The organism is Xanthomonas cissicola, from assembly GCF_008801575.1.
Taxonomy (GTDB): Bacteria; Pseudomonadota; Gammaproteobacteria; order Xanthomonadales; family Xanthomonadaceae; genus Xanthomonas; species Xanthomonas cissicola.
In genome coordinates, this window is record NZ_VZPL01000006.1 from 31102 (window position 1) to 54023 (window position 22922).

Sequence of the window (22922 nt, forward strand, 5' to 3'; positions counted from 1 at the left end):
CCATGAACCGAATGCACCGTTTGCTCGCCCCGATCGGCGTCCTGGCCGCACTCACCGCCTGCGTCAGCGCACCACCCGCGCCGCCGCCGACCCCGGTGGACCCGACCACCCCGACCCAGCGGCTGTTGCTGATCGAACGCGAAGCCGGCGCGGACGACACCGAACTGTCGGTGCAGCCGCTGCGCGACCCGCAGGTGGATGATTTGCGCGAGACCGCCAAGAGCAAACGCCAGGCCGGCGATCTGGCCGGCGCCGCTGCGGCCCTGGATCAGGCGCTGGGCTTGGTGTCGGGCGACCCGGCGATTCTGCAGGAACGTGCCGAAGTGTCGGTGCTGCAGGCCGACTGGCCGGCGGCCGAACGCCTCGCCAAGCAGGCGATCGACCTGGGGTCCAAGACCGGGCCGTTGTGCCGTCGGCACTGGGCGACCATCGAGCAATCGCGTCTGGCGCGTGGCGAAAAGGAAAACGCCGCCTCTGCCAAGGCGCAGATTGCCGGTTGCACCGTGGCAGGCGTGAAGCGGTACTAAGACCGGCGATCGAAGCGACTGCGCACCGCACGGCGGGCGCGGTGGATGCCTTGGATGGCCGTGTCCTTCGTGCGCTTGGAATGCCTGGAGCACTTCGAGCCAAGGTGAGGAGGGAACTCCTGGCTGCCCGGTGCGGTTTCAGCAAGCACAGGCGCACCTGACGGTTGCTGGCGCAGCAGCGGGATGTGCGCAATCCATCAAGTGCAACCCAGGCAGCATCACCGCGCACGCGCTAGGCTGTCGTGCTTCCTGTCCGTTTTCCGTTCGGTCCCATGTCCCAACTTGCCACTGCCAGCATCCAAGCGCTCAGCGAGGCCGGGGCGCTTGCGCGCCAGCTCGACGCGTTCGCGCCACGTGCTGCGCAGTTGCGCCTGACCGGGACGATCGCCGAGGCGTTCGAGCAGCGCGATGTATTGCTGGCAGAGGCCGGCACCGGCACCGGCAAGACCTACGCCTATCTGGTGCCGGCGCTGCTGTCCGGGCTCAAGACCATCGTTTCCACCGGCACGCGCGCGCTGCAGGATCAGCTGTTCCATCGCGATCTACCGCGTGTGCGCGCCGCGCTGGGCGTGGGGCTGCGCAGTGCGTTGTTGAAGGGGCGCGCCAACTACCTGTGCAAGTACCGCACCCAGCAGGCACGTGGCGAACCGCGCTTTGCCACGCCCGAACAGGTCTCGCAGTTCCAGCGCATCGTGGCCTGGAGCGGGCGCACCCAGTTCGGCGACATGGCCGAGCTGGAAGCCTTGCCGGACGACTCGCCGCTGCTGCCGATGGTGACCTCCACCGTCGACAATTGCCTGGGCACCGACTGCCCGTTCTACAGCGAATGCTTCGTGGTGCAGGCGCGCCAGCGTGCGCAGGCGGCCGATCTGGTGGTGGTCAATCACCACCTGCTGCTGGCCGATCTGGCGCTCAAACAGGAAGGCTTCGGCGAAATCCTGCCCGGTGCGCAGGCCTTCGTCATCGACGAAGCGCATCAGTTGCCCGAACTGGCGGCCAATTTCTTCGGCGAGAGTTTCGGCATGCGGCCATGGCAGGAGCTGGCGCGCGATTGCATGGTCGAAGCGCGCCTGGTTGCCGGCGCGCAGGCCAGCCTGCAGGCACCGATCCTGGCGCTGGATGAGGCCTTGCGCAGCCTACGCGCCGGAATGGAAGGGCTGCCGCCACGCGCCACGCAATGGCGTGCGCTGGCCAAGCCGCAGGTGCGCGAAGGGTTCGATGCCGTGCTGTCGTCGCTGGCACGGTTGGGCGAATCCCTGCTGCCATTGCGTGAGGCTTCACCGGGTTTCGACGGCTGCACGGCACGTGCGCAAGAGGCGTTGAGCCGCCTGTCGCGCTGGCTGGGCGAAGATCTGCCGGTGGCCGATTTCGCGCAGGATCCGCCGGAAGAGACCGTCGACAACGATGTGCTCTGGTACGAACTCAGCCCGCGCGGCTTCCGCTGTCAGCGCACGCCCCTGGATGTCTCCGGCCCGCTGCGCGAACACCGCGAAAAGTCGCAGGCGGCCTGGGTATTCACCTCGGCCACGCTGGCGGTGGGCGGCGAGTTCGACCACATCGCGCAGCGGCTGGGCCTGAGCGATCCGGTGACCTTGCTGCAACCCAGCCCGTTCGATTGGGCGCGTCAGGCCTTGTGCTACCTGCCGCCGAACCTGCCCGATCCGGCCGCACGCGGGTTCGGCACTGCCTTGATCGGCGCGCTGACGCCGGTGCTGGAAGCCTCCAACGGCCGTGCGTTCTTGCTGTTCGCCTCGCACCGCGCGCTGCGCGAAGCGGCCGAAGCCTTGCGCGGCGCGCCATGGCCGTTGTTCGTGCAGGGCGAGGCGCCGCGCGCGACCTTGCTGCAGCGGTTCCGCGATTCCGGCAATGGCGTGCTGCTGGGCTCGGCCAGTTTCCGCGAGGGCGTGGACGTGGTGGGCGACGCCTTGAGCGTGGTGGTGATCGACAAGCTGCCATTCGCCGCACCCGACGACCCGGTGTTCGAAGCGCGCCTGGATGCGATCCGTCGCGAGGGCGGCAACCCGTTCCGCGACGAACAACTGCCACAGGCGGTGATCGCGCTCAAGCAGGGCGTGGGCCGGCTGATCCGCAGCGAAACCGACCGTGGCGTGCTGGTGCTGTGCGACCCGCGGCTGGTGAACAAGAGCTACGGCCGCACCTTCATGAAGTCGCTGCCGCCGTTTGCGCGCACGCACGCCATTGCCGATGTGCAGGCGTTTTTTGGCGTTGAACCGGCGGTGGGCGACAATGGCGCGCTCGCGTTGCCGGTCGGCGGCGACCGATCTTCTTCTTCCTGATTGCGGCCCCGCCATGAACGTCCTCGCTTTCGAAACCTCCACCGAAGCCTGCTCCGTTGCGCTGCACGTGGATGGTCGCGTGATCGAGCGCTTCGAACTGGCGCCGCGTCGCCACGCCGAACTGGCCTTGCCTTGGGCCGATGCGCTGCTCGCCGACGCCGGCATCACCCGTCGCCAGCTCGATGCGATCGCGGTCGGCAGGGGCCCCGGCGCCTTCACTGGCGTGCGTCTGGCGATCGGCATTGCGCAAGGGATCGCGCTGGCCCTGGATCTGCCGGTGCTGGCCGTTTCCACGTTGCAAGTGTTGGCCTTGCGTGCGCCGGCCGAGGCGAGGCATGTGCTGGCCTGCATCGATGCGCGCATGGGCGAGGTCTATGCCGGGGTGTTCGCGCGTAACGAGGATGGGTTGCTAGAACTTGCCCCGGAGCGCGTGTGCACGCCCGATGCGGTGGTCATGCCCGAGACGGCGCAGCGCGTGGCTGGGGTGGGAACCGGATTTGCGGCCGCCGACGGACTGCTGCAGCAGCGCCTTGCCGCAGAATTGAGCAGCGTTGATGCCAGTGCCTTGCCGCATGCCGCCGATCTGCTCACGCTTGCGGTGCCTGCGCTGCAGCGGGGCGAAGGGCTGGCGCCGGAGCGCGTGGAACCGGCGTACCTGCGCGACAACGTTGCACTCACCCTGGTCGAGCAACAGGCCGCGCGCGCAGCGAAGGCCGCCGCCGCCGCGCCATGACACACGGCGATCTCGAACGCGCGCGGTTTCGCGGTTGCCTGCTCGGTCTTGCGGTGGGCGATGCGCTCGGCACCACGCTGGAATTCTGCGCGCCGGGCAGCTTCAGGCCGATCGACGACATGCGCGGCGGCGGCCCGTTCGCCCTGCGAGCAGGGCAGTGGACCGACGACACTTCGATGGCGCTGTGCCTGGCGCACAGCCTGCTGCATCGGCAGGGGTTCGATGCGGCCGACCAGATGAACCGCTATTGCAACTGGTATCAGCACGGCTACCTCAGCAGCACCGGCCACTGTTTCGATATCGGCAACACCGTGCGCCAGGCGCTGGAGCGTTATCTGGATGGCGGCCCCGCCTTCAGCGGCAGCGCCGATCCGCGCGCGGCCGGCAATGGATCCCTGATGCGGTTGGCGCCGGTGGCGATGTACTACGCGCATCGCCCCGACGAGCTTGCCGAGCGCGCCGCCGACAGTTCGCGCACCACCCATGCCTCTGCCGAGGCGCTGGATGCCTGCCGATTGTTCGCGTTCCAGCTGCGCGCGGCGCTGCTCGGAAATGCGCGCGATCAGGTGCTGCATGCGCAGCCGGAAGCATTGCTGACGCCTGCAGTCCACGTATTGGCGATCCGCGACCATGTGGCCGTGCCCGCAGCGCGGATTCGCGGCACGGGCTACGTCATCGATTCGCTGTCGGCAGCGTTGTGGTGCTTTGCCACCACCGATAGCTTCGACGAGGCCGTGCTGCGTGCCGCCAACCTGGGCGACGATGCGGATACCACCGCGGCGATCTGTGGGCAGCTTGCCGGCGCGTTCTACGGCATCGAGGGCATCCCGACCGCCTGGCGCGAGCGCGTGCAGGATGCGGCAGAGATTGTTGTGCTGGCAGACCGATTGTATGAGGCGGGGCAGGTCGCCTAGCAGCGTGGGCGGCAGCGCCGTCATCCGATTCGCAGCACGCCATCGTCGGCGCACCCCGATCAGGCGCACACTGCTTCAGCGATCGTCGTGCAGCTCGCCGCCGGGCAGGAACAGCCAGGTGCGCGTGACCTGCAGGATGTCCACATCGTCCTTGGTCTTGGGCAGTGGCGGAAACGGCTGCGCCAGTTGCACCACGCGCAGCGCGGCATCGTCCAGCAACGGAACCCCGCTGGAGACCAGTACGCGGCTGCTTTCCACGCTGCCGTCGCGGCGCACGCCCACGCTGATGACCACCTTGCCGCCTAGCCGGCGGCGGCGCGCGTCGTCCGGATAATTCAGGTTGCCCACGCGCTCGGCGCGGTCCACCCAGGCCCGCAGATAGTTCGCGTACGCGTATTCGCGGGTACTGGCGGAGACGAACTTGCGGTTCGGGCGCTTGGCGTATTGCTCCGAGCGCAAATGCACTTCGGCGGCGAGCCGGGCCATTTCGGCATCGCGCTGGATGCGCTGCGCCTCGGCCGGGGTGAGCGGGTCGGTCTGCGGATTCGGCTGCGGCGTCGGCACGGCCTGTTCGCCACGACGGCTGGTCACCACGCGGGTCTGGGTAGGCTCGGGTGCGTTCACGCTGGTGGCGCGTTGCGCCTGTGGCGCCAGCCCGGTGCGGTCCTGCGGCACTACGCCGGGCTGGCTGTCCCGGGGGCGTTGCGCGGTGGCGTGATCGCCCCCGCCCTGCTGGTTGGCCTGGGCCAGGAAGTCGGCCTGCTTGGGCGTCAGTGGGGTGCTGGTCTGGCTGAAGATCACATCCAGCGTCGGCACCAACGGTGCGTCCTCGCTGACCGCAAAGCCCACCCCCAGGATCAGCACGCCATGCAGCAGCAGCGAGATCACCAGCGTCATCATCAGCCGGCGACCGTCGTCCATCGGTGCCGGCAGGACCGCGGCCGTGCTCATTGCGCGGCGCCGGCCTCGATTGCATCGAACAGCAGCCCGGCGATGTTCAGGCCGAACTGCGCATCCAGTTCGCGCACGCAGGTGGGGCTGGTGACGTTGACCTCGGTCAGGTAATCGCCGATCACGTCCAGGCCGACGAAGCGCATGCCGCGACGGCGCATTTCCGGGCCTACCTGCGCGGCGATCCAGCGGTCGCGTTCGGACAATGGCCGGCCTTCGCCGCGCCCGCCGGCGGCCAGGTTGCCGCGGAATTCGTCGCCCTGCGGAATCCGCGCCAGGCAGTAATCCACCGGCACGCCGTCCACCAGCAGGATGCGCTTGTCGCCGGCAGCGATGTCGGGGATGAAGCGCTGCGCCAGGGTCAGTTTGCGGTTGCCGTCGGTCAGCGTTTCCAGGATCACGTTGAGGTTGGGGTCGCCGCTGCCGCTGCGGAAGATCGAGCGTCCGCCCATGCCATCGAGCGGCTTGAGCACCGCCTGGCCATGTTCCAGCACGAAGGCCTTGAGCGCGGCGGCATCGCGGCTGACCAGGGTGGGCGGGCAGCATTGCGGAAACAGCAGTGCGGCCAGCTTCTCGTTGTAGTCGCGCAGTCCCTGCGGATCGTTGACGATCTGCGCCCCGGCGCGCTGCGCCACGCTCAGGACCTGGGTGTCGTAGACGAACTCCGCATCCACCGGCGGGTCCTTGCGCATCAGCACCACCTGGCCGGCCCCGAACGCCAGCTCGGCGAACTCGCCCAGCGTGAACCAGCTGGTCTTGTCATCGCGCACGCTCAGTGGCGCCATCTGCGCCACCGCGCGCCCTTCGCGCAGGCTGAGCCCGCCGGGGCGCACGTAGTGCAGACGGTGGCCACGGCGCTGGGCTTCCAGCAACATGGCAAACGTAGTGTCTTTGGCGATCTTGATGGAGGCGATGGGATCCATCACCACAACGACGTCGAGCGACATGGGGCTAAACCTTTCGAACAGGCTGCCGATGGTAACTTCAAGCGATGGGCGATGGCGCGCCCGGCGGGTCGTAGTGCGCGACTTGCCGGCCGGGACGCACCCAGACGTGGTCGGAACGTCCGCCTGGCGGGGCCCCGGCAATGCGCCCTTGACAGTCGATGCGGGTCTTGGGATATACATGCAGTTTCGTAGCGACGTCGGAAGGGATGAAGCGTCGCGCGCCCGGGGATATTTGCATGAGTGAAAACATTGCTGCGGGTGGGGAACTCGCAGGACTGAAGGTGATGGTCATCGATGACTCGAAAACCATTCGCCGCACCGCCGAAACGCTGCTGAAGCGGGAAGGTTGTGAAGTAGTGACAGCAACGGATGGTTTCGAGGCACTGGCCAAAATTGCGGACCAGCAACCTCAGATCATTTTCGTCGACATCATGATGCCGCGCCTGGATGGGTACCAGACGTGCGCGTTGATCAAGGGCAACCAGCTCTTCAAATCGACGCCGGTGATCATGTTGTCGTCCAAGGACGGCCTGTTCGACAAGGCACGCGGCCGCATCGTCGGTTCCGAGCAATATCTGACCAAGCCGTTCACCCGTGAAGAACTACTGAGCGCGATCCGCACGTACGTCCACGCCTGACCAGGGGGAAAGGCAACATGGCTCGAATTATATTGATCGAGGACTCGCCCACCGACAGGGCAGTCTTCAGTCAATGGCTGGAAAAAGCAGGCCATACGGTCGTCGCCACCGATAATGCAGAAGAGGGGCTTGAGCTGGTTCGCAGCCAGGCGCCCGATCTTGTGTTGATGGATGTGGTGTTGCCCGGCATGAGCGGCTTCCAGGCAACCCGTGCTCTCGCACGCGACCAGGCAACCAAGGACATTCCCGTGCTGCTGGTCAGCACCAAGGGCATGGAAACCGACAGGGCCTGGGGTTTGCGACAAGGTGCCAGCGACTACATCGTCAAGCCGCCGCGCGAAGACGATCTGATCGCGCGCATCAGACAATTGGTGCGTTGATGCGCTCTCCATTCGACATTCTCGAAGACTACGAGCGTCGTAGTCTGGCGCACGCCACGCCGCTGCCGGAACGCCAGTTCTCGGCCGATATCTGGCGCGGCGTGGGGTATCGCGTCGGTACCCGGCGATTGGTCTCGGACTTCCGCGAAGTCGCGGAAATCGTGCCGATGCCGCCGGTCACTCCGGTGCCGGGCGCACAGCCCTGGCTGCTGGGCGTGGGCAACCTGCGCGGCAATCTGTTCCCGGTGATCGATCTGAAGCAGTTCCTGGAGGGCCGTCGCACGGTGCTGCAGGAAGGCCAGCGTGTGCTGATCATGCGTCAGAGCGGCGGCGACGTCGCGCTGACCATCGATGAGCTGTACGGCCAACGCAGCTTCGAGCAGGTTCAGGCGGTGGAACCCGGCGAGTTGGCGCAAGGCCGCTACGCCCATTTCATCGACCGTGCCTTCCGCAACGAGACGCAGGACTGGGGTGTGTTTTCCCTGGCGTTGCTGTCGCGCACTCCTGAATTCCGGCAGGCCGCGGCCTAAGCCGCGACCCCGCCACGTCATACAGATCGAGGTCGAACCATGAGTACCGCCCCGGACGCCCGCAAGACCAACAAGCTCGGCAGCGTCAGCACCAGCTTCTGGCTCGGCTTGCTGGTGTTGTCGATGATCGTGTTTGGCGCCAACACCGGCGTCGCGACTTGGCAGGGCAGTCGTCTTGCCGGTGCCGGCACCGGCGCTGCCGACTTGCAGGTGCTTTCGCAGCAGCTGGCCAACCAGGGCCGCGAAGCGGTGTCCGGCGACGCCAAGGCCTTCGCCGCATTCAAGGAAACCAAGGGCCGCATCGACGGCACGGTCAGCGAGCTGGATGGCCGTTACGGCCAGGAAAGCTCGATCGCCAGCTCGATGGCGCAGCTCAAGGCGACCTGGGTGCCGCTGAGCAAAAACGCCGATCAGGTCATCGCCAGCGAGCCGGCGGTGCTCGGTCTGGCCGGCAACGCCGAACGCTTCTCCGGCAGCGTGCCGCAGTTGCAGGCGCAGTTGAACGAAGTGGTGCGCGCGATGACGGTCAGCGGCGCGCCTGCCTCGCAGATCTACAACACGCTGCAGCAGGTGGTGGTCGCCGGCACCATGGCACGCCGGGTCACTGAAATGCGCGCCGGTGGCGCCAATGCAGCCGCCTCGGGCGACGCACTGGCACGCGATTCGGTGGTGTTCACGCAGATGCTCGAAGGCCTGCGCACAGGCAACGAAGAACTCGGCATCGCCGCGGTGCGCAACCCGGCCGCGTTGTCGGCGCTGGAGCAGTCGCAGGCGCAGTGGACGACGATGAAGAAAGACGTCGACGCCATCCTCGCCAGCTCGCGCAACCTGTTCGCCGCACAGTCCTCGGCCGCCGCACTGACAGCCGGCTCCGGCAAGATGCTCGAAGACAGCAAGAAGCTCTTCGATGCGTTCTCGGCATTCGGTTCGGTGCGCGATACGCGTCTGTTCCCGAACTTCTGGCTGGGCGTGGTGTCCGGCCTGGTCGCGCTGCTGGCGATCATCGGCTTCGTGTGGAGCTCGGTGCGCGTGCGGACCCGCGAGCAGGACGTGCGCTACCAGTCGCAGGTGGAATTCAACAGCCGCAACCAGCAGGCGATTATGCGGTTGCTGGACGAAATCAGCTCGCTCGGTGAGGGCGACCTGACCGTGAAGGCCTCGGTGACCGAGGACATGACCGGCGCCATCGCGGACGCGATCAATTACGCCGTGGACGAACTGCGCCACCTAGTGACCACCATCAACGACACCTCCGCGAAGGTGGCCGTGTCGACCCAGGAAACCCAGGCCACGGCCATGCAACTGGCCGAAGCGGCCGGCCAGCAGGCCAACCAGATCACGACTGCCTCCGAGCGCATCAGCGAAATCGCTGCCAGCATCGAACAGGTGTCGCGCAACTCCACCGAGTCGGCCGAAGTGGCGCAGCGCTCGGTGGTCATCGCTGCCGAGGGTGCCGGCGTGGTGCGCGAGACGATTCAGGGCATGGACCAGATCCGCGACCAGATCCAGGAAACCTCCAAGCGCATCAAGCGGCTGGGCGAATCCTCGCAGGAGATCGGCTCGATCGTGGAACTGATCAACGACATTTCCGAGCAGACCAACATCCTGGCGCTCAACGCCGCGGTGCAGGCAGCGTCGGCCGGCGAAGCCGGTCGCGGTTTCGCTGTGGTGGCCGACGAAGTGCAGCGCCTGGCAGAACGCACCTCCAGTGCGACCCGACGCATCGAAGGTCTGGTGCAGACCATTCAGGCCGATACCAACGAAGCGGTCAGTTCGATGGAACAGACCACGTCCGAAGTGGTGTCCGGTGCGCGCCTGGCCGAAGACGCCGGCACCGCGCTGACCGAAATCGAGCGCGTGTCCAACGCCTTGAACAACCTGATTAAGAACATCTCCATCGCTGCGCACCAGCAGTCGGCCGCAGCGACGGATATTACACAGACCATGGGCGTGATCCGACAGATCACCAGCCAGACATCGCAGGGTGCGGAGCAGACGGCCGAATCGATCGGCAACCTGGCTCAGCTCGCTGCCGATCTGCGCCGTTCGGTCGCCGACTTCAAGCTGCCGGCGTGACCACGACGCGGAACGGGAAAGGATCAGCAGATGGCGCGTAGTAGCGTTACGTCGATGCAGGAAGTGACCGGTTGCCGCGCTGGCGGCGAGTCGGTCGTAGTCAGGGGGCTGCAATGAGTGCGCTTCGCGATGCGATGAGTCACGCCGCACTGGGCTGGATCAAGCCAGAGCTGGACGAGACGTTGCGCCAGGCGCGCAACGAGATCGAATATTTTGCCGAAGAACCGTCCGATACCAGTCGGATGCGGTTCTGCGCCGGCTACCTGCACCAGGTGCAGGGCACGCTGCGCATGGTCGAGTTGTATGCGCCGGCGATGGTGGCCGAAGAGCTCGAGCTGCTGGCCCAGGCCGTGCAGGTGGGCGAGGTCGCCGATCGCGATGAAGCCTGCGCGATGCTGATGCGCGGCACCGTCCTGCTGCCCGATTACCTGGAGCGCTTGCAGAACGGGCACCGCGACATTCCGATCGTGTTGTTGCCGCTGCTCAATGAGATCCGCGCCACCCGTGGCCAGCCAGGTCTCAACGAGAGCGTGCTGTTCGCGTTCGACCCGCAGGCCGGTGTTGCCACCGAGGCCGAGCTGGATCATGCGCGCGGCAGTCTGAGCGGGCGCAATCGCGAGCTGCTCGACACCGTCGGCAATGCGGTCAAGGAAGAATTGCTGCGCGTCAAGGACGCGCTGGACCTGCATCTGCGCACCGGCGGCGAGATCGCCGAGCTGCAGACCCAGGTCAACGATCTGGGGAGCGTTGCCGACACCCTCGGCATGATGGGCTTGGGCGTGGCGCGCAGCGTCGTCGTGCAGCAGCGCGATGCGTTGGCACGCGTGGTCGATGGTCAGACCCAGATGGACGAAAGCGTGCTGCTGGATATTGCCGGCGCGCTGCTGTACGTGGATGCATCGCTGGACGATCAGGTGGCCAGCCTCGGCGCCGACCCTGGCGACGGCACCGAAGTCAGCAACAGCGCCAACTCCTCGGAAGTACGCCGCACGGTCGATGTGCTGGCGCAAGAGGCGATCGCCAACTTCGGTGCGGCGCGCGAACATTTCGTCGCCTTCATCGAAACCAACTGGGACCATGCGCGTCTGGCCGAGGTACCGCACCTGCTCGGCGAAGTCGGCGGTGCGTTGCGCATCCTCGAGCTGCCCCAGGCCGCCGATTATCTGGAAGGCGTGCGTCGCTACGTCGATCTGGAATTGATCGGCAAGCAGCGCGTGCCCAGCGGACGCCAGCTGGACACCCTGGCCGACGCGATGGCCAGCCTGGAGTACTACCTGGAAGCCCTGCGCGAGCGCCGTCCCGGCCGCGAAGAGATTCTGGATATCACCCGTAACAGCCTGGAAACGCTGCGTTACTGGCCGCTGCCGTCGGGCCAGCCGTCCGATTTGCCGGTCGGCGCGGACCAGCCCGGCAGCGCGGCCGAGCCGCAGCCGGCGGCCGCCCCGCCGTTGCGGCACGCGGACGCGCCGCAGGCCGCCAACGACGGCGCGTCTTTGCCATCGCTGGAATGGGCGAACGAAACCGTGGTCGAGACGCCGTTCGCTGCCAGCGTGGTGCACGACACCGGCGCTGCGGCGACCGATACGGTGTTCTCGTTCGACCCGGTAGCCGCCGAAGAAACCGTGTCCGGCCAGTCGCACGTGCCGTTCACCGTGGCGCCGCTGGATCTTTCGGACGACGGCGCGCAGGCGCCCGGTGACTGGCACCTGGAAACCACCGAGCAGGCCGCGCCGATCGCCACCTCTACGTTCGACCCGGTATCGGCCGAGCAGGATGGCAACGAAACCGCGCAGGTCAGCTACACGGTGGATCTGAGCGCGCTGGAGCAGGAGCACGCCGCCGAGCCGGTGCTTGCCGAGGACGCGCCGCTGCAGATCGAGCAGATCGACCTGCCGGGCGACGCCGACCAGACCGACGCACCGTTGGAGTTCATCGCCGAGAACGCAACGCGTCGCGCGCAGACCAGTATCGAAGACGCTTTCTCGCCGCCGCCAAGTCCGCCTCAGGAAGTGGACGACCCGTTCGTCGAGCCGGCACAGGAGCCGCAGGACGTCCCGTCCGAAGCAGCGTCCGAGCCGGTCGCCCCACGCGTGCAACAGGCGGTGGTCAGCGAATTCGAGCTGGACGACGCTTCCGCTGCGTTCCTGGCCCAGCTCGATGCAGCGGCCGCGCAGTTCGACGTGGAGCGCCCGCAGGCACCGACAGCGGCAGCCGATGCGCGACCCGCGCAGGCAAGCGCTGAACCGGTATCCAGCCAAGGTGCTCTGGAGGCTGCCGACGCCGGCATTTTCGGCGGTTTTGGCGATAGCGATATCGACGACGATATCCGCGACGTGTTCCTGGAAGAATTCGACGAAGAATTGGTCAACCTGGGGCAGCTGTTGCCGGTGTGGCGCGCCGCGCCCACCAACCCGGAAACCCTGCGCCCGATCCGCCGCGTCTTCCATACCCTGAAGGGCAGTGGGCGTCTGGTCGGTGCCAGCGTGCTCGGCGAGTTCAGCTGGAAGATCGAGAGCATGCTCAACCGCGTGCTCGATAATTCGCGGCCTGCCAGCCCGGCGGTCGTGTCAATGGTCGAACTGGCCTACGCGGTGTTGCCGCAATTCAATGCCGCGCTGCGCGACCAGGGCCGCATCAGCGCCGATCTGCCTGAAATCCAGGGTATCGCCGAGCGCGTTGCTGCTGGCGAAGAGGTCTACTACGTGCCCGCAGCCGCGGCACCGGTGGCCGGCGCCGTTGCGATTCCGGCGGCAGCCGCAGGCGTGTTTGCCGCCAGCGGTGGAACGCCGGCTTCGGTGGACAGCGTGCTGCGCGAGATCCTGGAAGCCGAGGTCGCCACGCATCTGGACACGGTCAACGGCTGGCTGCAGGCCAGCCAGGCCGAGCCGCAGTTGGCGACCGAAGAAGTGCTGCGCGCCGTGCACACGATGAGTGGCGCGTTCGCGATGACCGACGTGCCGGAAATCACCTTGGTGACGACGCCGGCCGAAAGCTACGTCAAGCGATTGCTGGCCGCGTCTGTCACGCCGTCGGCGGAGGGGCTCGAAGCGCTCACCGCCACCGCTGCTGCGATTGCCGCCACGGTGACAGCGCTACGCGCCGATGCGCCGTTGATTCCGTCGTTCGCACCGTTGACCGAGCGCTTGCGCGCGCTGGTGGACACCTTGCCGGAAGCGCAGTGGCCGCCGCAGGCGTTCCTGGACGAGTTGGACGATGTCGACGCCCCGGGCGCCACGGTGGACGGCAGCGATGCCCCGGTCGAACTGACCGGTGCGCAGGATCTGTCGCAGTACCTGGATGCCGGCGCGCTGCCGTCCGACGCGCCCGCATCGACGCAAGATGCCGAAGACGCGCAGCCGCAGCCGGACGACGCGCCGATTGCCGTGGACGAGCTGGCCGAGGCCGAGGCCGAGCGTGATTCGGCACTCGCACTGGACGCGCCTGCACCGCATGCGGTCGACAACGCCAGCCATGCCGCCGTGCACGAAGATGTCCACGCCTCTGCCGAGTCTGTGCCCGCATCGAGCGGCGACGCGCCGGTACCGGTCGCCGCATCCGGGCAGCTTGCCGATGCGCCGCACGGCGATGCTACGCCAGACGAAGAGGCAGACCGGGCCGCATCGCAGGGCATCGATGCACACGACCTGCCGGCCGACGAGCCGCTGGTCGAAGCCGAGGCCTGGGACGCCACCGAACTGCAGCATGCGCAGACCGCACCGCACGCTCACGCGCCGGGCGAGCACGCGGCAGAGCCCGGTGAGGCGTCTGCCGAGGTTGTCTCCAGCGGGCATGACGCCGACGCGACCAGCACGCACGCCGACGGCATTGCGGTAGACGAGTTGGCCGATGCAGAAGCTGCCTTGGGCGGTGCGCAGACGCTGGCTGCAGCCGATGCCGAGCAGGCAGTGGACGCGCAGGCACAGCATGTGCCCGCGCACGACGATCAGGTTACGGCAGACACTGACGAGGCGGTCGAGAGCATCGAAGCGCCGGAGGCCGTGCACGCCGACGCTGCGTTGGCTGATGACGCCAATGACGCCAATGCAACGACCGCCGAAGACTGGACCCCGGAAACCGCAGCGCCGGACAGCGTGCCGGCCAATCAGCCTGGCCACGAACCCGACACGCAGGAACATGCGGGCGAGCAGCCGGTAGACGAGGCGGCGCAGCACGGCGATGCGGCACGGCTGCAGGGTGGCGAACCGGATGCGGGCCAAGACCAACCTCTGGAAGAAGCGGCGCAGCTGGGCGAGCACGCAGAGGCACAAGCGCATGCGTCTGCGAATCAACAGATGGATTCGGGCGATGGCGCGTCTGCCGATGCGCAGCAGCACGTCCACGAGCAGGTGCCGTCTGACCAGTACGTCGATGCCGACGAGCAGCTGCAAACGCACGCGCAGTCCGACCAACACGCTGGCGACGCCGAGCACGCGACCGATCACGAGCGCGTCGAGACCGCGCATTCCCAAGCGCAGCACTCCGAAGCCGAGCATGTGGCTGCCGAGCATGCCGACGCAGAGCATTCCGAAGCAGAGCGCGCAGACGCCGACCGTGTTGGCGCCGCGCAGGCCGATGCCGGCGTCCTGCCCGATCACACCGTCGAATCGGTGCAGGCATTCGAAATGGCGCATGCGGCCGATCAGGTGGAAGAGGCGGGCGATCCGCAGTCGGACACTGCGCCGGAGCTGCACGACACGCAGGCTGTCACCTCCGACGACGCGGCGCAGGCCGGCGCGCAGGCCGCAGTCGATGCGTTTGACGTGGTCGATCACGCCGATCACGCCGAGCGCGCAGAACAGTTCGAAAGCGCAGAACAGTTCGAAAGCGCAGAACACGCAGCGCACGCCGAACAAACGGAAGCCAGCGACCACGCCGGTGCCGATCAGCATGCCGACGACTCCGCAGATCAGCACGCTACCGGCCGCAGTGCCGACGAGCCGGAAGACACCACCGCCGCTGCGTTCAGCGCCCCGGTCGACGATGCGGGGCGTGCCGGTACGGCTAGCAACGATATCGGCGCGGCATTCGATGCCGGCCCGCTGAACTTCGATCAACTCGACGGCGAGCTGGTCGACATCTTCGTCGAAGAAGGTCGCGACCTGCTGGACCATTGCGATGGCCTGATCGCCCGCATGCGCGAAGTGCCGGGAGACCGCGATGTCCTCAACGGACTGCAACGCGATCTGCACACGCTCAAAGGCGGTGCGCGCATGGCCGGCATCAACGCCATCGGCGATCTCGGTCACGCGATCGAATCGCTGCTCGAAGCCGTGGCCGCCAACCGCACCGACATCGATCGCGACGACGTGCGTCTGTTCGAGCGGGGCTTCGACCGCCTGCATCAGTTGCTGACCCGCACCGGCATGCACCGTGCGGTGACGATGCCGACCGATCTGGTGGAAGCCTTCGAAACCCGTACCCGTGGCCGCAATGCCGCAGCGCCCAGCGACGCCGATGTCCGCGCGATCGCCAAGGCGTCGGTGGAACCGGCGCCGCTGTCCGCTCCGGTTCCGATGGAGGGCCAGGCCGAAGAAGACTTCCTGCCGCGCGTGCAGCAGGAGCAGGTGCGCGTGCGCGCGGACCTGCTCGACCGCCTGGTCAACCACGCCGGCGAAGTGGCGATCTACCGCTCGCGCCTGGAGCAGCAGTTGGGCGCGTTCCGTGGCGCCATGGGCGAACTGGATCGCACCAACGCTCGTCTGCGCGATCAGTTGCGACGTCTGGATCTGGAAACCGAAGCGCAAATCGTCGCGCGTTATCAGCGCGAACAGGACCAGGGCGATCGCACCTTCGATCCGCTGGAACTGGACCGCTTCTCCACCCTGCAGCAGCTCAGCCGTGCGTTAAACGAATCGGCGGCCGACTTGGGCGGCTTGCAGGGCGTGCTGGAAGATCTGTCGCGCCAGTACGACGGCTTGCTGCAACAGCAGTCGCGCGTCAGCTCCGAACTGCAGGACGGCCTGATGCGCGCGCGCATGGTGCCGTTCGACGGTCTGGTGCCGCGTTTGCGTCGTGTGGTGCGTCAGGCGGCCAGCGACACCGGCAAGCAGGTGCATCTGGTGCTGGAAGGCACCCAGGGTGAACTGGATCGCAACGTGCTCGATCGCATGGTCGCGCCGCTGGAACACATGCTGCGCAACTCGGTGGCGCACGGGCTGGAAACGCCCGAGCAACGCCGCGACGCAGGCAAGCCGGAAGAAGGCAGCATCGCGATCCGTCTGCGCCGCGAAGGTTCGGAAATCGTGCTGGAAGTGGCCGACGATGGCGCCGGGCTGGACCGCGAGGCGATCCGTCGCCGCGGCGAAGAGCGCGGCCTGATCGAATCGGGCCAGGAGCTGAGCGAGGCCGAACTCGATCACCTCATTTTCGCCTCCGGCTTCAGCACCTCCGAGCAGGTCAGCCAGTTGGCCGGCCGTGGCGTGGGCATGGACGTGGTGCGCAACGAAGTGCGTCAGCTCGGCGGCTCGGTGGATATCCACTCGGTACGCGGGCAGGGCGCCACCTTCACCTTGCGTCTGCCGCAAACGCTTGCGGTCACCCAGGCGGTGTTTGTCCGCATCGGCGAAACGACGTTCGCGGTGCCGGTGGGTTCGGTCAGCGGTATCGGCCGCATCTCGCGCACCCGTTACGAGTCGGGCGAGGGCGGGTATCACTACGCCGGCGAAGAGTACGTGCTGCACGACCTCGGCTCGTTGGTCGGCCAGCCCGCCGCGCGTGCCGATGGTCAGGCGCAGGTGCCGTTGCTGTTGGTGCGTGCGGGCGACCTGCGTGCCGCGGTGGCCATCGATCAGGTGCTGGGCAACCGCGAAGTCGTGGTCAAGCCGGTGGGCCTGCAGATCGCCTCGGTGCCGGGCATCTACGGCGCCACCATCACCGGCGATGGCCGCGTGGTGGTGATCCTGGACGTCGCCCCGCTGGTCCGTCGTTTCCTGGCCCAGCCGGCGCGTCCGTCGCTGGAAACCCAGGCCGAAGCGCAGCGCCAGGTGCCATTGGTGATGGTGGTCGACGATTCGCTGACCATGCGCAAGGTCACCAGCCGCGTGCTGGAACGCCACAACCTGGACGTGTCCACCGCACGCGACGGTGTCGAGGCGCTGGAACTGCTCGAAGAGCGCGTGCCCGACCTGATGCTGCTGGATATCGAAATGCCGCGCATGGACGGCTACGAGCTGGCGACCGCGATGCGGGCCGACCCGCGCTTCAAGGCGGTGCCGATCGTGATGATCACCTCGCGCAGTGGCGAGAAGCATCGCCAGCGCGCCTTCGAGATCGGCGTGCAGCGTTACCTGGGCAAGCCCTACCAAGAGTTGGATCTGATGCGAAACGTGTATGACCTGCTGGGGATCGCCCGTGTCCGAGACTAATGGCGCAATGGGAACTCCGGTTGCTTTGCTGGGCCGTCCCGGTCAGGCGCGCGAGCGCCTGCGCGAAGCGCTTGGCCTGGCCGGTGCGCAGGTGGTGCTGGAAGACGAGCCAGCGGCGGTCGACGTGCAGATGCTGCGCGACGCCGAGCCGGTGGCGGTGCTGGTGGCACTCGAACCGTCCATCGAAGACGCGCTCGAAGCGCTGGAGCCGGCCTTCAACATGCCTGGCGTCACCGTGATCTTCGACGAGGCCGAACTGACGGTGCGTCGCGAAGGCTGGGAAGCGCAGCGTTGGGTGCGCCATCTGGCCGCCAAACTGCACGGCCATGCCGACGTGCTGCCGCCTGGCACCGAGAGCGAACCGTCGCTGCAGCCCGAGCCGGGTCTGGCGCTGGTCGCGCACCAGCACTCGGACCTGCAGCTGGATCAGCACCTGGAAGCGGCCGCGCATGCGTTCGACAGCGTGCCTGGCGATGCCTTGTTCTCGCACGCCTCCATGCATGAGGCGGCACCGGTCGCTGTGGAAAAGCCGGGCCCGACGCTGGGCGATTCCAGTACCTGGGGCCTGGTGGACGAGGTGGCCGTGGTGGTGCGCCCGCGCGCCGAACCCGACGTGGCGGCCCTGTCCACCGGCGGCTTGTCGCTGGTGGATCTGGAGTACAGCGGCAGCGTCACCGGCGCAGTGCTGGTCGTCGCTGGCATCGGTGGGCCGGATGCGATCCGTCGCTTGCTGGCCGCATTGCCGTCGGAATTCCCGCGCGCGGTGCTGGTGCGCATGACCCTGGATGGCGGCCAGTACGGCAACCTGGTGCGGCAGATGGGGCGCGTGTCTGCGTTGCCGGTCGAACTGGGTGAACCGGGACAAGTGGTCGCACCGGGCAAGGTGTATGTGCTCTCCGACGAGGTCGGCGTGCAACAGCATGCCGGCGCGCTGGCGTTCGTGGCACCGGCCGATCCGGCCGGGCTGATCGCGGCGCTGCCGCCGGCCGACAGCGCGGTGCTGATGCTCAGCGGTGCCAACGAGGCGCTGGTGGAGGCATCGCTGGCATTGGCCGAGCAAGGCGGCTGGTTGGCCGGGCAATCCACCGATGGCTGTTACGACCCCGCGGCCGCGGCGCGTCTGGCGCGGCAAGGCATTCTGACCGGCGACCCTGCGCGGTTGGCGCAGGCGCTGGCACAGCGTTGGCCGGCATAAGCCGGGCGCTCCCTTTCGAATCGGAATCATGCGATGAGCTACGCCAATAACGACGAAATCCGCGGCGTCCTGATCCAGGCCGGTAGCGAGCGCGTGCTGCTGCCGAACGCGACGGTGGCCGAGGTGATGTCGCGTGTGGCGGTCGAGCCGCTGCCCGACATGCCGCGCTGGGTGGTCGGACGCATCGACTGGTACGGCTGGAAGGTGCCGCTGCTGTCGTTCGCGCGCCTCAGCGGCATGGGCGAAGAGCCCACCGCGGTCAACAACAAGGTCATCGTGTTGAAGGCGTTGGGCGGCAACCCGGCGTTGCCATATTTCGCGCTGCTGACGGCCTCGTTCCCGCAGCTGATTTCGGTGCCGCGCGATGGCCTGCTGGCCGATGCCTCGGAAGATGCGCTGCCCGACGGTGTGCACATGCGCGTGTTGCTGGGCGAGCAAAGCGCCCTGTTGCCGAACCTGGACGCCATCGAAGCGCAGGTCGGCCAGGCGCTTGCGGTCGCTGCCGTCTGAGAGCGGGCGGCACACCTGCTGTGCTCGCTGCCAGGCGGGTGCAGTCGCCTCGCGCAGTGGATGGCGCCGTGCTCTGAATGATGCGCAGTGAGGGTGTTGCTGACAGGCGGGCACTCCATCTCGTGCATCGGACGACGCACTGCTATGGAGACGGCTTGCGGAGCATGATCGTATGCATCAGCCGGATGCACCTCGCAGCAAGATGACATGCATGGTTGAGGCGCGGCCGTCATGAGTCTTCCGCGATTTGCGCCGATCCGCCGTGCCGATGGCGTGGTGCTTTGCGATCTGGCCGTTGTCGATCCGGCCGCAATGGCCGACTACCACACGCGTAACCGCGTCCATCTGGCCGATGCGATGCCGCTGCGGCCGCCCGCGTTCTACACCGTCGAGGGTTGGCGCCGCCTGTGCGTGGCATACCGCAGCGCGATGCCTGGCGAGCGTGAGCTGCAACTGGTCTTGTTGCAGGGCGAGCACGTGATCGGCACCACCGGGTTCACCCAGATCCAGCGCGGCGCGTTCCAGGCGTGCCACATGGGCTATGGCCTGGACGCGGCGCAGCAGGGACGCGGCTTGATCCAGTGGGCAGCCTCGCAAGGAATTGCCTTTGCCTTTGGCCCACTCGGCCTGCACCGGGTGATGGCGCAATACGTGCCGGAGAATCTACGCAGTGCGCGTGTGCTGCAGCGGCTGGGTTTTCAGATCGAAGGCTATGCGCGGCGCTATCTGCAGTTGAATGGCCACTGGCGCGATCATGTGCTCACCAGCAGGTTGCGCGACGACGGCGCTCTCGGCGAAGGCACGGTGGATGGTCGGCCGCTTTCAGGTCACAGTGCCCGGGAGCTCGATCCGTCATCCATCGGTGGCTAGATTGCTGTCTTGCGCAAGCACGATCTGCGTTGGCCAGCCACGTTATGTGAGCTGATTGCGCAACTGTCTCGCCCAGGTCTGCACGGCCGCTGCAGTCGGCGTGGCCGCCATGATGCGGAGCGTGATCGGTATCTGCGTGCTCCCGGAAACAGCATGGTCCGCCAGCCAATCGCTTGGCGATGTGGAAAATTTCAGCAACGTCGCTTCATCGCGGGGCAAGCGCGCTGTGATCCGTGCCTGCCGCGAGCGCGCCACTGGCCTGCACATCGTCGTTGTGCACGGCGATGGGTGCAGGCAGTGGGGGCGGCGCCATCGCGGCTTGCGCATCGTCTAGCGCCGGCTCCGGCACCGTCTAAGCGGCATCTCGTCTGGCGCGGAGGCAGGGGGGCAGACAGGTGCGGGACGTGGCGCGCTGACCGGGACCGGCATCGCCTGGATGGGGGGCGCGGCGGACCGGGTGCCGATGGCGTTACCAATGCCCGCGCGCGGACGGGTACCGCAAGCTGACCTTGCATTCCGAGCGCTGCGCTGCCTTGCCGGGCCGCCGCACTTGCGCGGGTAGTGGCACAGATTCGCTGCGCGACCGTTCGCTGATCGATGCAGCGGATGCGTGCGAGCAGGCGCCCAGCAACAAGGCGAGCCCAGTCAGGCTGTCACGTGACATGGGAATCTTTTGCAGGGCGAGGTGGGATGGATGGACGACCGGACAGCCCTAGGTTGCGCCTCTGTCAATGAAACGGGCCAGTGCGGCGAATGGGGTCAACCGGATGGAAGTTTTTTTCGGTACCCCCGCGTTGGCTGGTGCGATGCGGTCGACCTCTCGCTACAAGCGTCTGGCGTTGAAACCCTTCTTCCACCGGCAGAAGGTGGCGCGCAGCGCCGGATGAGGGTGCGACGAAGAGGACATCCTTGGCTGCGTCATCCCCTGATCCAACGCCGATCCAGCGTGGCCGCGCATGGCACCGTCCGTTGCCCGCCGCCAGCCGGATCCATGCATCGGAGACGCAGCGGCTGAGACAGGGTTAGCCCAGCCAGGCAAGGGTTATGCACGGATCCGCATGCGACAACGCCGCAATAAGGTTTATCCGCACGCCACGCTGTCGCATGATGGAAGGCTGGTACCGCACTGCGCGGCCGCTCGTTTCCGTCATGGAGTCATCCGCATGCTTCAACGCCGTCACTTCCTCAAGAGCGCCACGCTAGGCGCGATTGCGTCCGGGTTGGCCGGCTGGGGCGCCCGCGCGCAAGCCGCGGCAGGCGCCACGCCAGGCATGCGGCCGACGGCGCTGCCGCGTGGTGCGGCGCGGGTGATCTCCACCTGGGATTTCGGCGTCGCCGCCAATCAGGAAGCCTGGAAGATTCTCAGCAGCGGCGGTATTGCGCTGGATGCGGTGGAGGCCGGCGTGCGTGTGCCGGAAGCGGACCCGAACAATCCTACCGTCGGCCTGGGCGGTTATCCGGATCGCGATGGCCGGGTAACGCTGGACGCCTGCATCATGGATCACCTGGGCAATTGCGGCGCGGTGGCATCGCTGGAAGACGTGGTGCACGCCATTTCGGTGGCACGTGCGGTGATGGAGAAAACCCCGCACGTGATGTTGGTGGGCGACGGCGCGCGTCAATTCGCCTTCGAACAGGGTTTTCCGAAAACCAAGCTGTTGACTCCAAGCTCGGAAGCGGCCTGGAAAGAGTGGTTGAAGAGCTCCAAGTATTCGCCCGAAGCCAATGTCGAAAATCGCGCCTGGCGCGATGCCAAGTTGCCCGGCGGCAAGGACAATCACGACACCATCGGCATGCTGGCGCTGGATACGCACGGCAATCTATCCGGTGCATGCACCACCAGCGGCATGGCGTGGAAGATGCACGGCCGCGTGGGCGACAGCCCGGTCATCGGCGCGGGCCTGTACGTGGACAACGACGTGGGCGGGGCGACCTCGACGGGTGTGGGCGAGGAGGTGATCCGCAACGTCGGCAGTTTTGCGGTGGTGGAAATGATGCGGCAGGGCAAATCGCCCGCCGATGCCTGCCGCGAGGTGGTGATGCGGCTGATCCGTCGCAAGCCGGAGCTGACGCGCACATTGCAGGTCGGCTTTCTGGCAATGAACAAGCGCGGCGAAGTGGGTGCGTTCGCGATCCAGAAGGGCTTTAGTTACGCGGTGTGCGACGCGCAGCGGCAGGATCTGCTGGTGCCTGGCGAGAGCCATTACACCAGCGAGCCGGCGACATGAGTGCGTTGGGATTGGAAGTGGCTGCCGATTCGGTGGCCTCGGCATTGGCCGCGCAAGCAGGCGGTGCGATGCGCGTGGAGCTGTGCGGCGGGCTGGATGGCGGCGGGCTGACGCCGTCGTTCGGCACGTTGGCGGTGGTGCGCGAGCGTTTGCGGATTCCGCTGTATGTGCTGATTCGTCCGCGCGTGGGCGACTTTGTGTTCGACGCCGCCGAAGTCGAGGTGATGCGCCGCGATGTGGAGCAGTGCGTCCGGCTGGGATGCGATGGCGTGGTCCTTGGCGCGCTGAACCGGCATGGGCAGGTCGATCTGGCGACAATGCGCGTGTTGATGCAGGCAGCAGGGTCGTTGGGGGTGACATTTCATCGCGCGATCGATGTCAGTGCCGACCCGTCGCGCGTGCTGGAGGATGCAATCGCGCTGGGGTGCGAGCGGGTGCTGACCTCGGGCGCACGTGCGAGTGCGCTGGAGGGCATCGACACCATCGCCGCGTTGGTGCGGCAGGCAGCCGGGCGCATCGGCATCATGCCCGGTGCCGGGCTTTCCGAGCACAACATCCGCGCCCTACGGCAGCACACCGGCGCCCACGAATTCCATGCGTCGGCGCGTGGCGTGATCGCCGCCCAGGTGCCGTCGCCGCACCCCTATATCCATGATCTGGGCGGAGACTACCAGCGGACCGATACCGCGCGGGTACGACGGATGGTGGACGCGTTGCAGCAAGCGTGAAACGCGCGCAACGCTCCGTTCGGCCAGGGAGGCG

16 protein-coding genes are annotated in these 22922 nt (G+C 67.1%); 14 read left to right on the plus strand and 2 right to left on the minus strand.

Annotated features, from left to right (window positions below):
* The first annotated feature begins 2 nt into the window (after nt 1–2).
* From F7R02_RS04105 to F7R02_RS04120, 4 genes are all read left to right on the plus strand, one after another.
* Nucleotides 3–527 (plus strand): hypothetical protein, encoded by a 525-nt coding sequence (locus tag F7R02_RS04105; RefSeq protein ID WP_003482503.1) that lies wholly within the window; start codon nt 3–5, stop codon nt 525–527.
* Between the two features lie 272 nt (nt 528–799).
* The gene (gene yoaA / locus F7R02_RS04110) at nt 800–2824 is read left to right on the plus strand and encodes a DNA repair helicase YoaA (protein ID WP_078590223.1); all 2025 of its coding nucleotides are present in this window, start codon (nt 800–802) and stop codon (nt 2822–2824) included.
* 13 nt (nt 2825–2837) lie between these two features.
* Nucleotides 2838–3557, plus strand: a complete 720-nt coding sequence (tsaB, locus tag F7R02_RS04115) for a tRNA (adenosine(37)-N6)-threonylcarbamoyltransferase complex dimerization subunit type 1 TsaB (RefSeq protein ID WP_078590224.1) — start codon at nt 2838–2840, stop codon at nt 3555–3557.
* Nucleotides 3554–4471, plus strand: coding sequence for an ADP-ribosylglycohydrolase family protein (locus tag F7R02_RS04120; protein ID WP_033484357.1), 918 nt, complete (start codon nt 3554–3556; stop codon nt 4469–4471). Before tsaB ends, F7R02_RS04120 begins: the two co-directional genes overlap by 4 nt.
* A 75-nt stretch (nt 4472–4546) precedes the next feature.
* Here F7R02_RS04120 and tolA read toward each other — a convergent pair whose 3' ends face one another.
* Nucleotides 4547–5422: a cell envelope integrity protein TolA gene (tolA, locus tag F7R02_RS04125; protein WP_016849855.1), complete on the minus strand. Its 876-nt coding sequence runs from the start codon at nt 5420–5422 to the stop codon at nt 4547–4549.
* Entirely contained in the window at nt 5419–6369 is a 951-nt protein-coding gene (gene gshB, locus F7R02_RS04130) for a glutathione synthase (protein ID WP_078590225.1), read from the minus strand. The genes tolA and gshB overlap by 4 nt, the downstream gene beginning before the upstream one ends.
* Nucleotides 6370–6605: 236 nt before the next feature.
* Here gshB and pilG point away from each other — a divergent pair, with 236 nt between their 5' ends.
* The 10 genes from pilG to F7R02_RS04190 all read left to right on the plus strand — a co-directional run bounded on the left by pilG (nt 6606) and on the right by F7R02_RS04190 (nt 22888).
* Complete coding sequence (gene pilG, locus F7R02_RS04135; RefSeq protein WP_005913706.1) at nt 6606–7007, plus strand: twitching motility response regulator PilG; 402 nt, start codon at nt 6606–6608, stop codon at nt 7005–7007.
* Nucleotides 7008–7024: 17 nt separating this feature from the next.
* Nucleotides 7025–7387: a response regulator gene (locus F7R02_RS04140; RefSeq protein WP_005913708.1), complete on the plus strand. Its 363-nt coding sequence runs from the start codon at nt 7025–7027 to the stop codon at nt 7385–7387.
* The gene (locus tag F7R02_RS04145; RefSeq protein WP_003482487.1) at nt 7387–7917 is read left to right on the plus strand and encodes a chemotaxis protein CheW; all 531 of its coding nucleotides are present in this window, start codon (nt 7387–7389) and stop codon (nt 7915–7917) included. The genes F7R02_RS04140 and F7R02_RS04145 overlap by 1 nt, the downstream gene beginning before the upstream one ends.
* 39 nt (nt 7918–7956) lie before the next feature.
* Nucleotides 7957–9993 carry a methyl-accepting chemotaxis protein gene (locus F7R02_RS04150; RefSeq protein ID WP_003482481.1) on the plus strand — a complete coding sequence of 679 codons (2037 nt, stop codon included), beginning with the start codon at nt 7957–7959 and terminating at the stop codon, nt 9991–9993.
* Nucleotides 9994–10106: 113 nt separating this feature from the next.
* Nucleotides 10107–17357: a hybrid sensor histidine kinase/response regulator gene (locus F7R02_RS04155; RefSeq protein ID WP_078590226.1), complete on the plus strand. Its 7251-nt coding sequence runs from the start codon at nt 10107–10109 to the stop codon at nt 17355–17357.
* A 7-nt stretch (nt 17358–17364) separates the two neighbouring features.
* Entirely contained in the window at nt 17365–18552 is a 1188-nt protein-coding gene (locus tag F7R02_RS04160; protein ID WP_078568240.1) for a chemotaxis protein CheB, read from the plus strand.
* 33 nt (nt 18553–18585) lie between these two features.
* Nucleotides 18586–19062, plus strand: a complete 477-nt coding sequence (locus F7R02_RS04165; protein WP_005915138.1) for a chemotaxis protein CheW — start codon at nt 18586–18588, stop codon at nt 19060–19062.
* Nucleotides 19063–19293: 231 nt separating this feature from the next.
* Nucleotides 19294–19932, plus strand: a complete 639-nt coding sequence (locus F7R02_RS04170) for a GNAT family N-acetyltransferase (RefSeq protein ID WP_005915136.1) — start codon at nt 19294–19296, stop codon at nt 19930–19932.
* Between the two features lie 1163 nt (nt 19933–21095).
* Nucleotides 21096–22160 carry a glycosylasparaginase gene (locus F7R02_RS04185; RefSeq protein ID WP_078568239.1) on the plus strand — a complete coding sequence of 355 codons (1065 nt, stop codon included), beginning with the start codon at nt 21096–21098 and terminating at the stop codon, nt 22158–22160.
* Nucleotides 22157–22888: a copper homeostasis protein CutC gene (locus F7R02_RS04190; RefSeq protein ID WP_139369159.1), complete on the plus strand. Its 732-nt coding sequence runs from the start codon at nt 22157–22159 to the stop codon at nt 22886–22888. Before F7R02_RS04185 ends, F7R02_RS04190 begins: the two co-directional genes overlap by 4 nt.
* Nucleotides 22889–22922 lie beyond the last annotated feature (34 nt).

What these genes read in the sequence shown, in the direction of transcription:
- F7R02_RS04165 (WP_005915138.1), top strand. Translation starts at nt 18,586, where the DNA reads ATGAGCTACGCCAATAACGACGAAATCCGCGGCGTCCTGATCCAGGCC.
- yoaA (WP_078590223.1), top strand. Translation starts at nt 800, where the DNA reads ATGTCCCAACTTGCCACTGCCAGCATCCAAGCGCTCAGCGAGGCCGGG.
- tolA (WP_016849855.1), bottom strand. Translation starts at nt 5,422, where the DNA reads ATGAGCACGGCCGCGGTCCTGCCGGCACCGATGGACGACGGTCGCCGG.
- gshB (WP_078590225.1), bottom strand. Translation starts at nt 6,369, where the DNA reads ATGTCGCTCGACGTCGTTGTGGTGATGGATCCCATCGCCTCCATCAAG.
- pilG (WP_005913706.1), top strand. Translation starts at nt 6,606, where the DNA reads ATGAGTGAAAACATTGCTGCGGGTGGGGAACTCGCAGGACTGAAGGTG.
- F7R02_RS04150 (WP_003482481.1), top strand. Translation starts at nt 7,957, where the DNA reads ATGAGTACCGCCCCGGACGCCCGCAAGACCAACAAGCTCGGCAGCGTC.
- F7R02_RS04160 (WP_078568240.1), top strand. Translation starts at nt 17,365, where the DNA reads ATGGGAACTCCGGTTGCTTTGCTGGGCCGTCCCGGTCAGGCGCGCGAG.
- F7R02_RS04170 (WP_005915136.1), top strand. Translation starts at nt 19,294, where the DNA reads ATGAGTCTTCCGCGATTTGCGCCGATCCGCCGTGCCGATGGCGTGGTG.
- F7R02_RS04190 (WP_139369159.1), top strand. Translation starts at nt 22,157, where the DNA reads ATGAGTGCGTTGGGATTGGAAGTGGCTGCCGATTCGGTGGCCTCGGCA.
- F7R02_RS04140 (WP_005913708.1), top strand. Translation starts at nt 7,025, where the DNA reads ATGGCTCGAATTATATTGATCGAGGACTCGCCCACCGACAGGGCAGTC.
- F7R02_RS04105 (WP_003482503.1), top strand. Translation starts at nt 3, where the DNA reads ATGAACCGAATGCACCGTTTGCTCGCCCCGATCGGCGTCCTGGCCGCA.
- F7R02_RS04145 (WP_003482487.1), top strand. Translation starts at nt 7,387, where the DNA reads ATGCGCTCTCCATTCGACATTCTCGAAGACTACGAGCGTCGTAGTCTG.
- tsaB (WP_078590224.1), top strand. Translation starts at nt 2,838, where the DNA reads ATGAACGTCCTCGCTTTCGAAACCTCCACCGAAGCCTGCTCCGTTGCG.
- F7R02_RS04155 (WP_078590226.1), top strand. Translation starts at nt 10,107, where the DNA reads ATGAGTGCGCTTCGCGATGCGATGAGTCACGCCGCACTGGGCTGGATC.
- F7R02_RS04120 (WP_033484357.1), top strand. Translation starts at nt 3,554, where the DNA reads ATGACACACGGCGATCTCGAACGCGCGCGGTTTCGCGGTTGCCTGCTC.
- F7R02_RS04185 (WP_078568239.1), top strand. Translation starts at nt 21,096, where the DNA reads ATGCTTCAACGCCGTCACTTCCTCAAGAGCGCCACGCTAGGCGCGATT.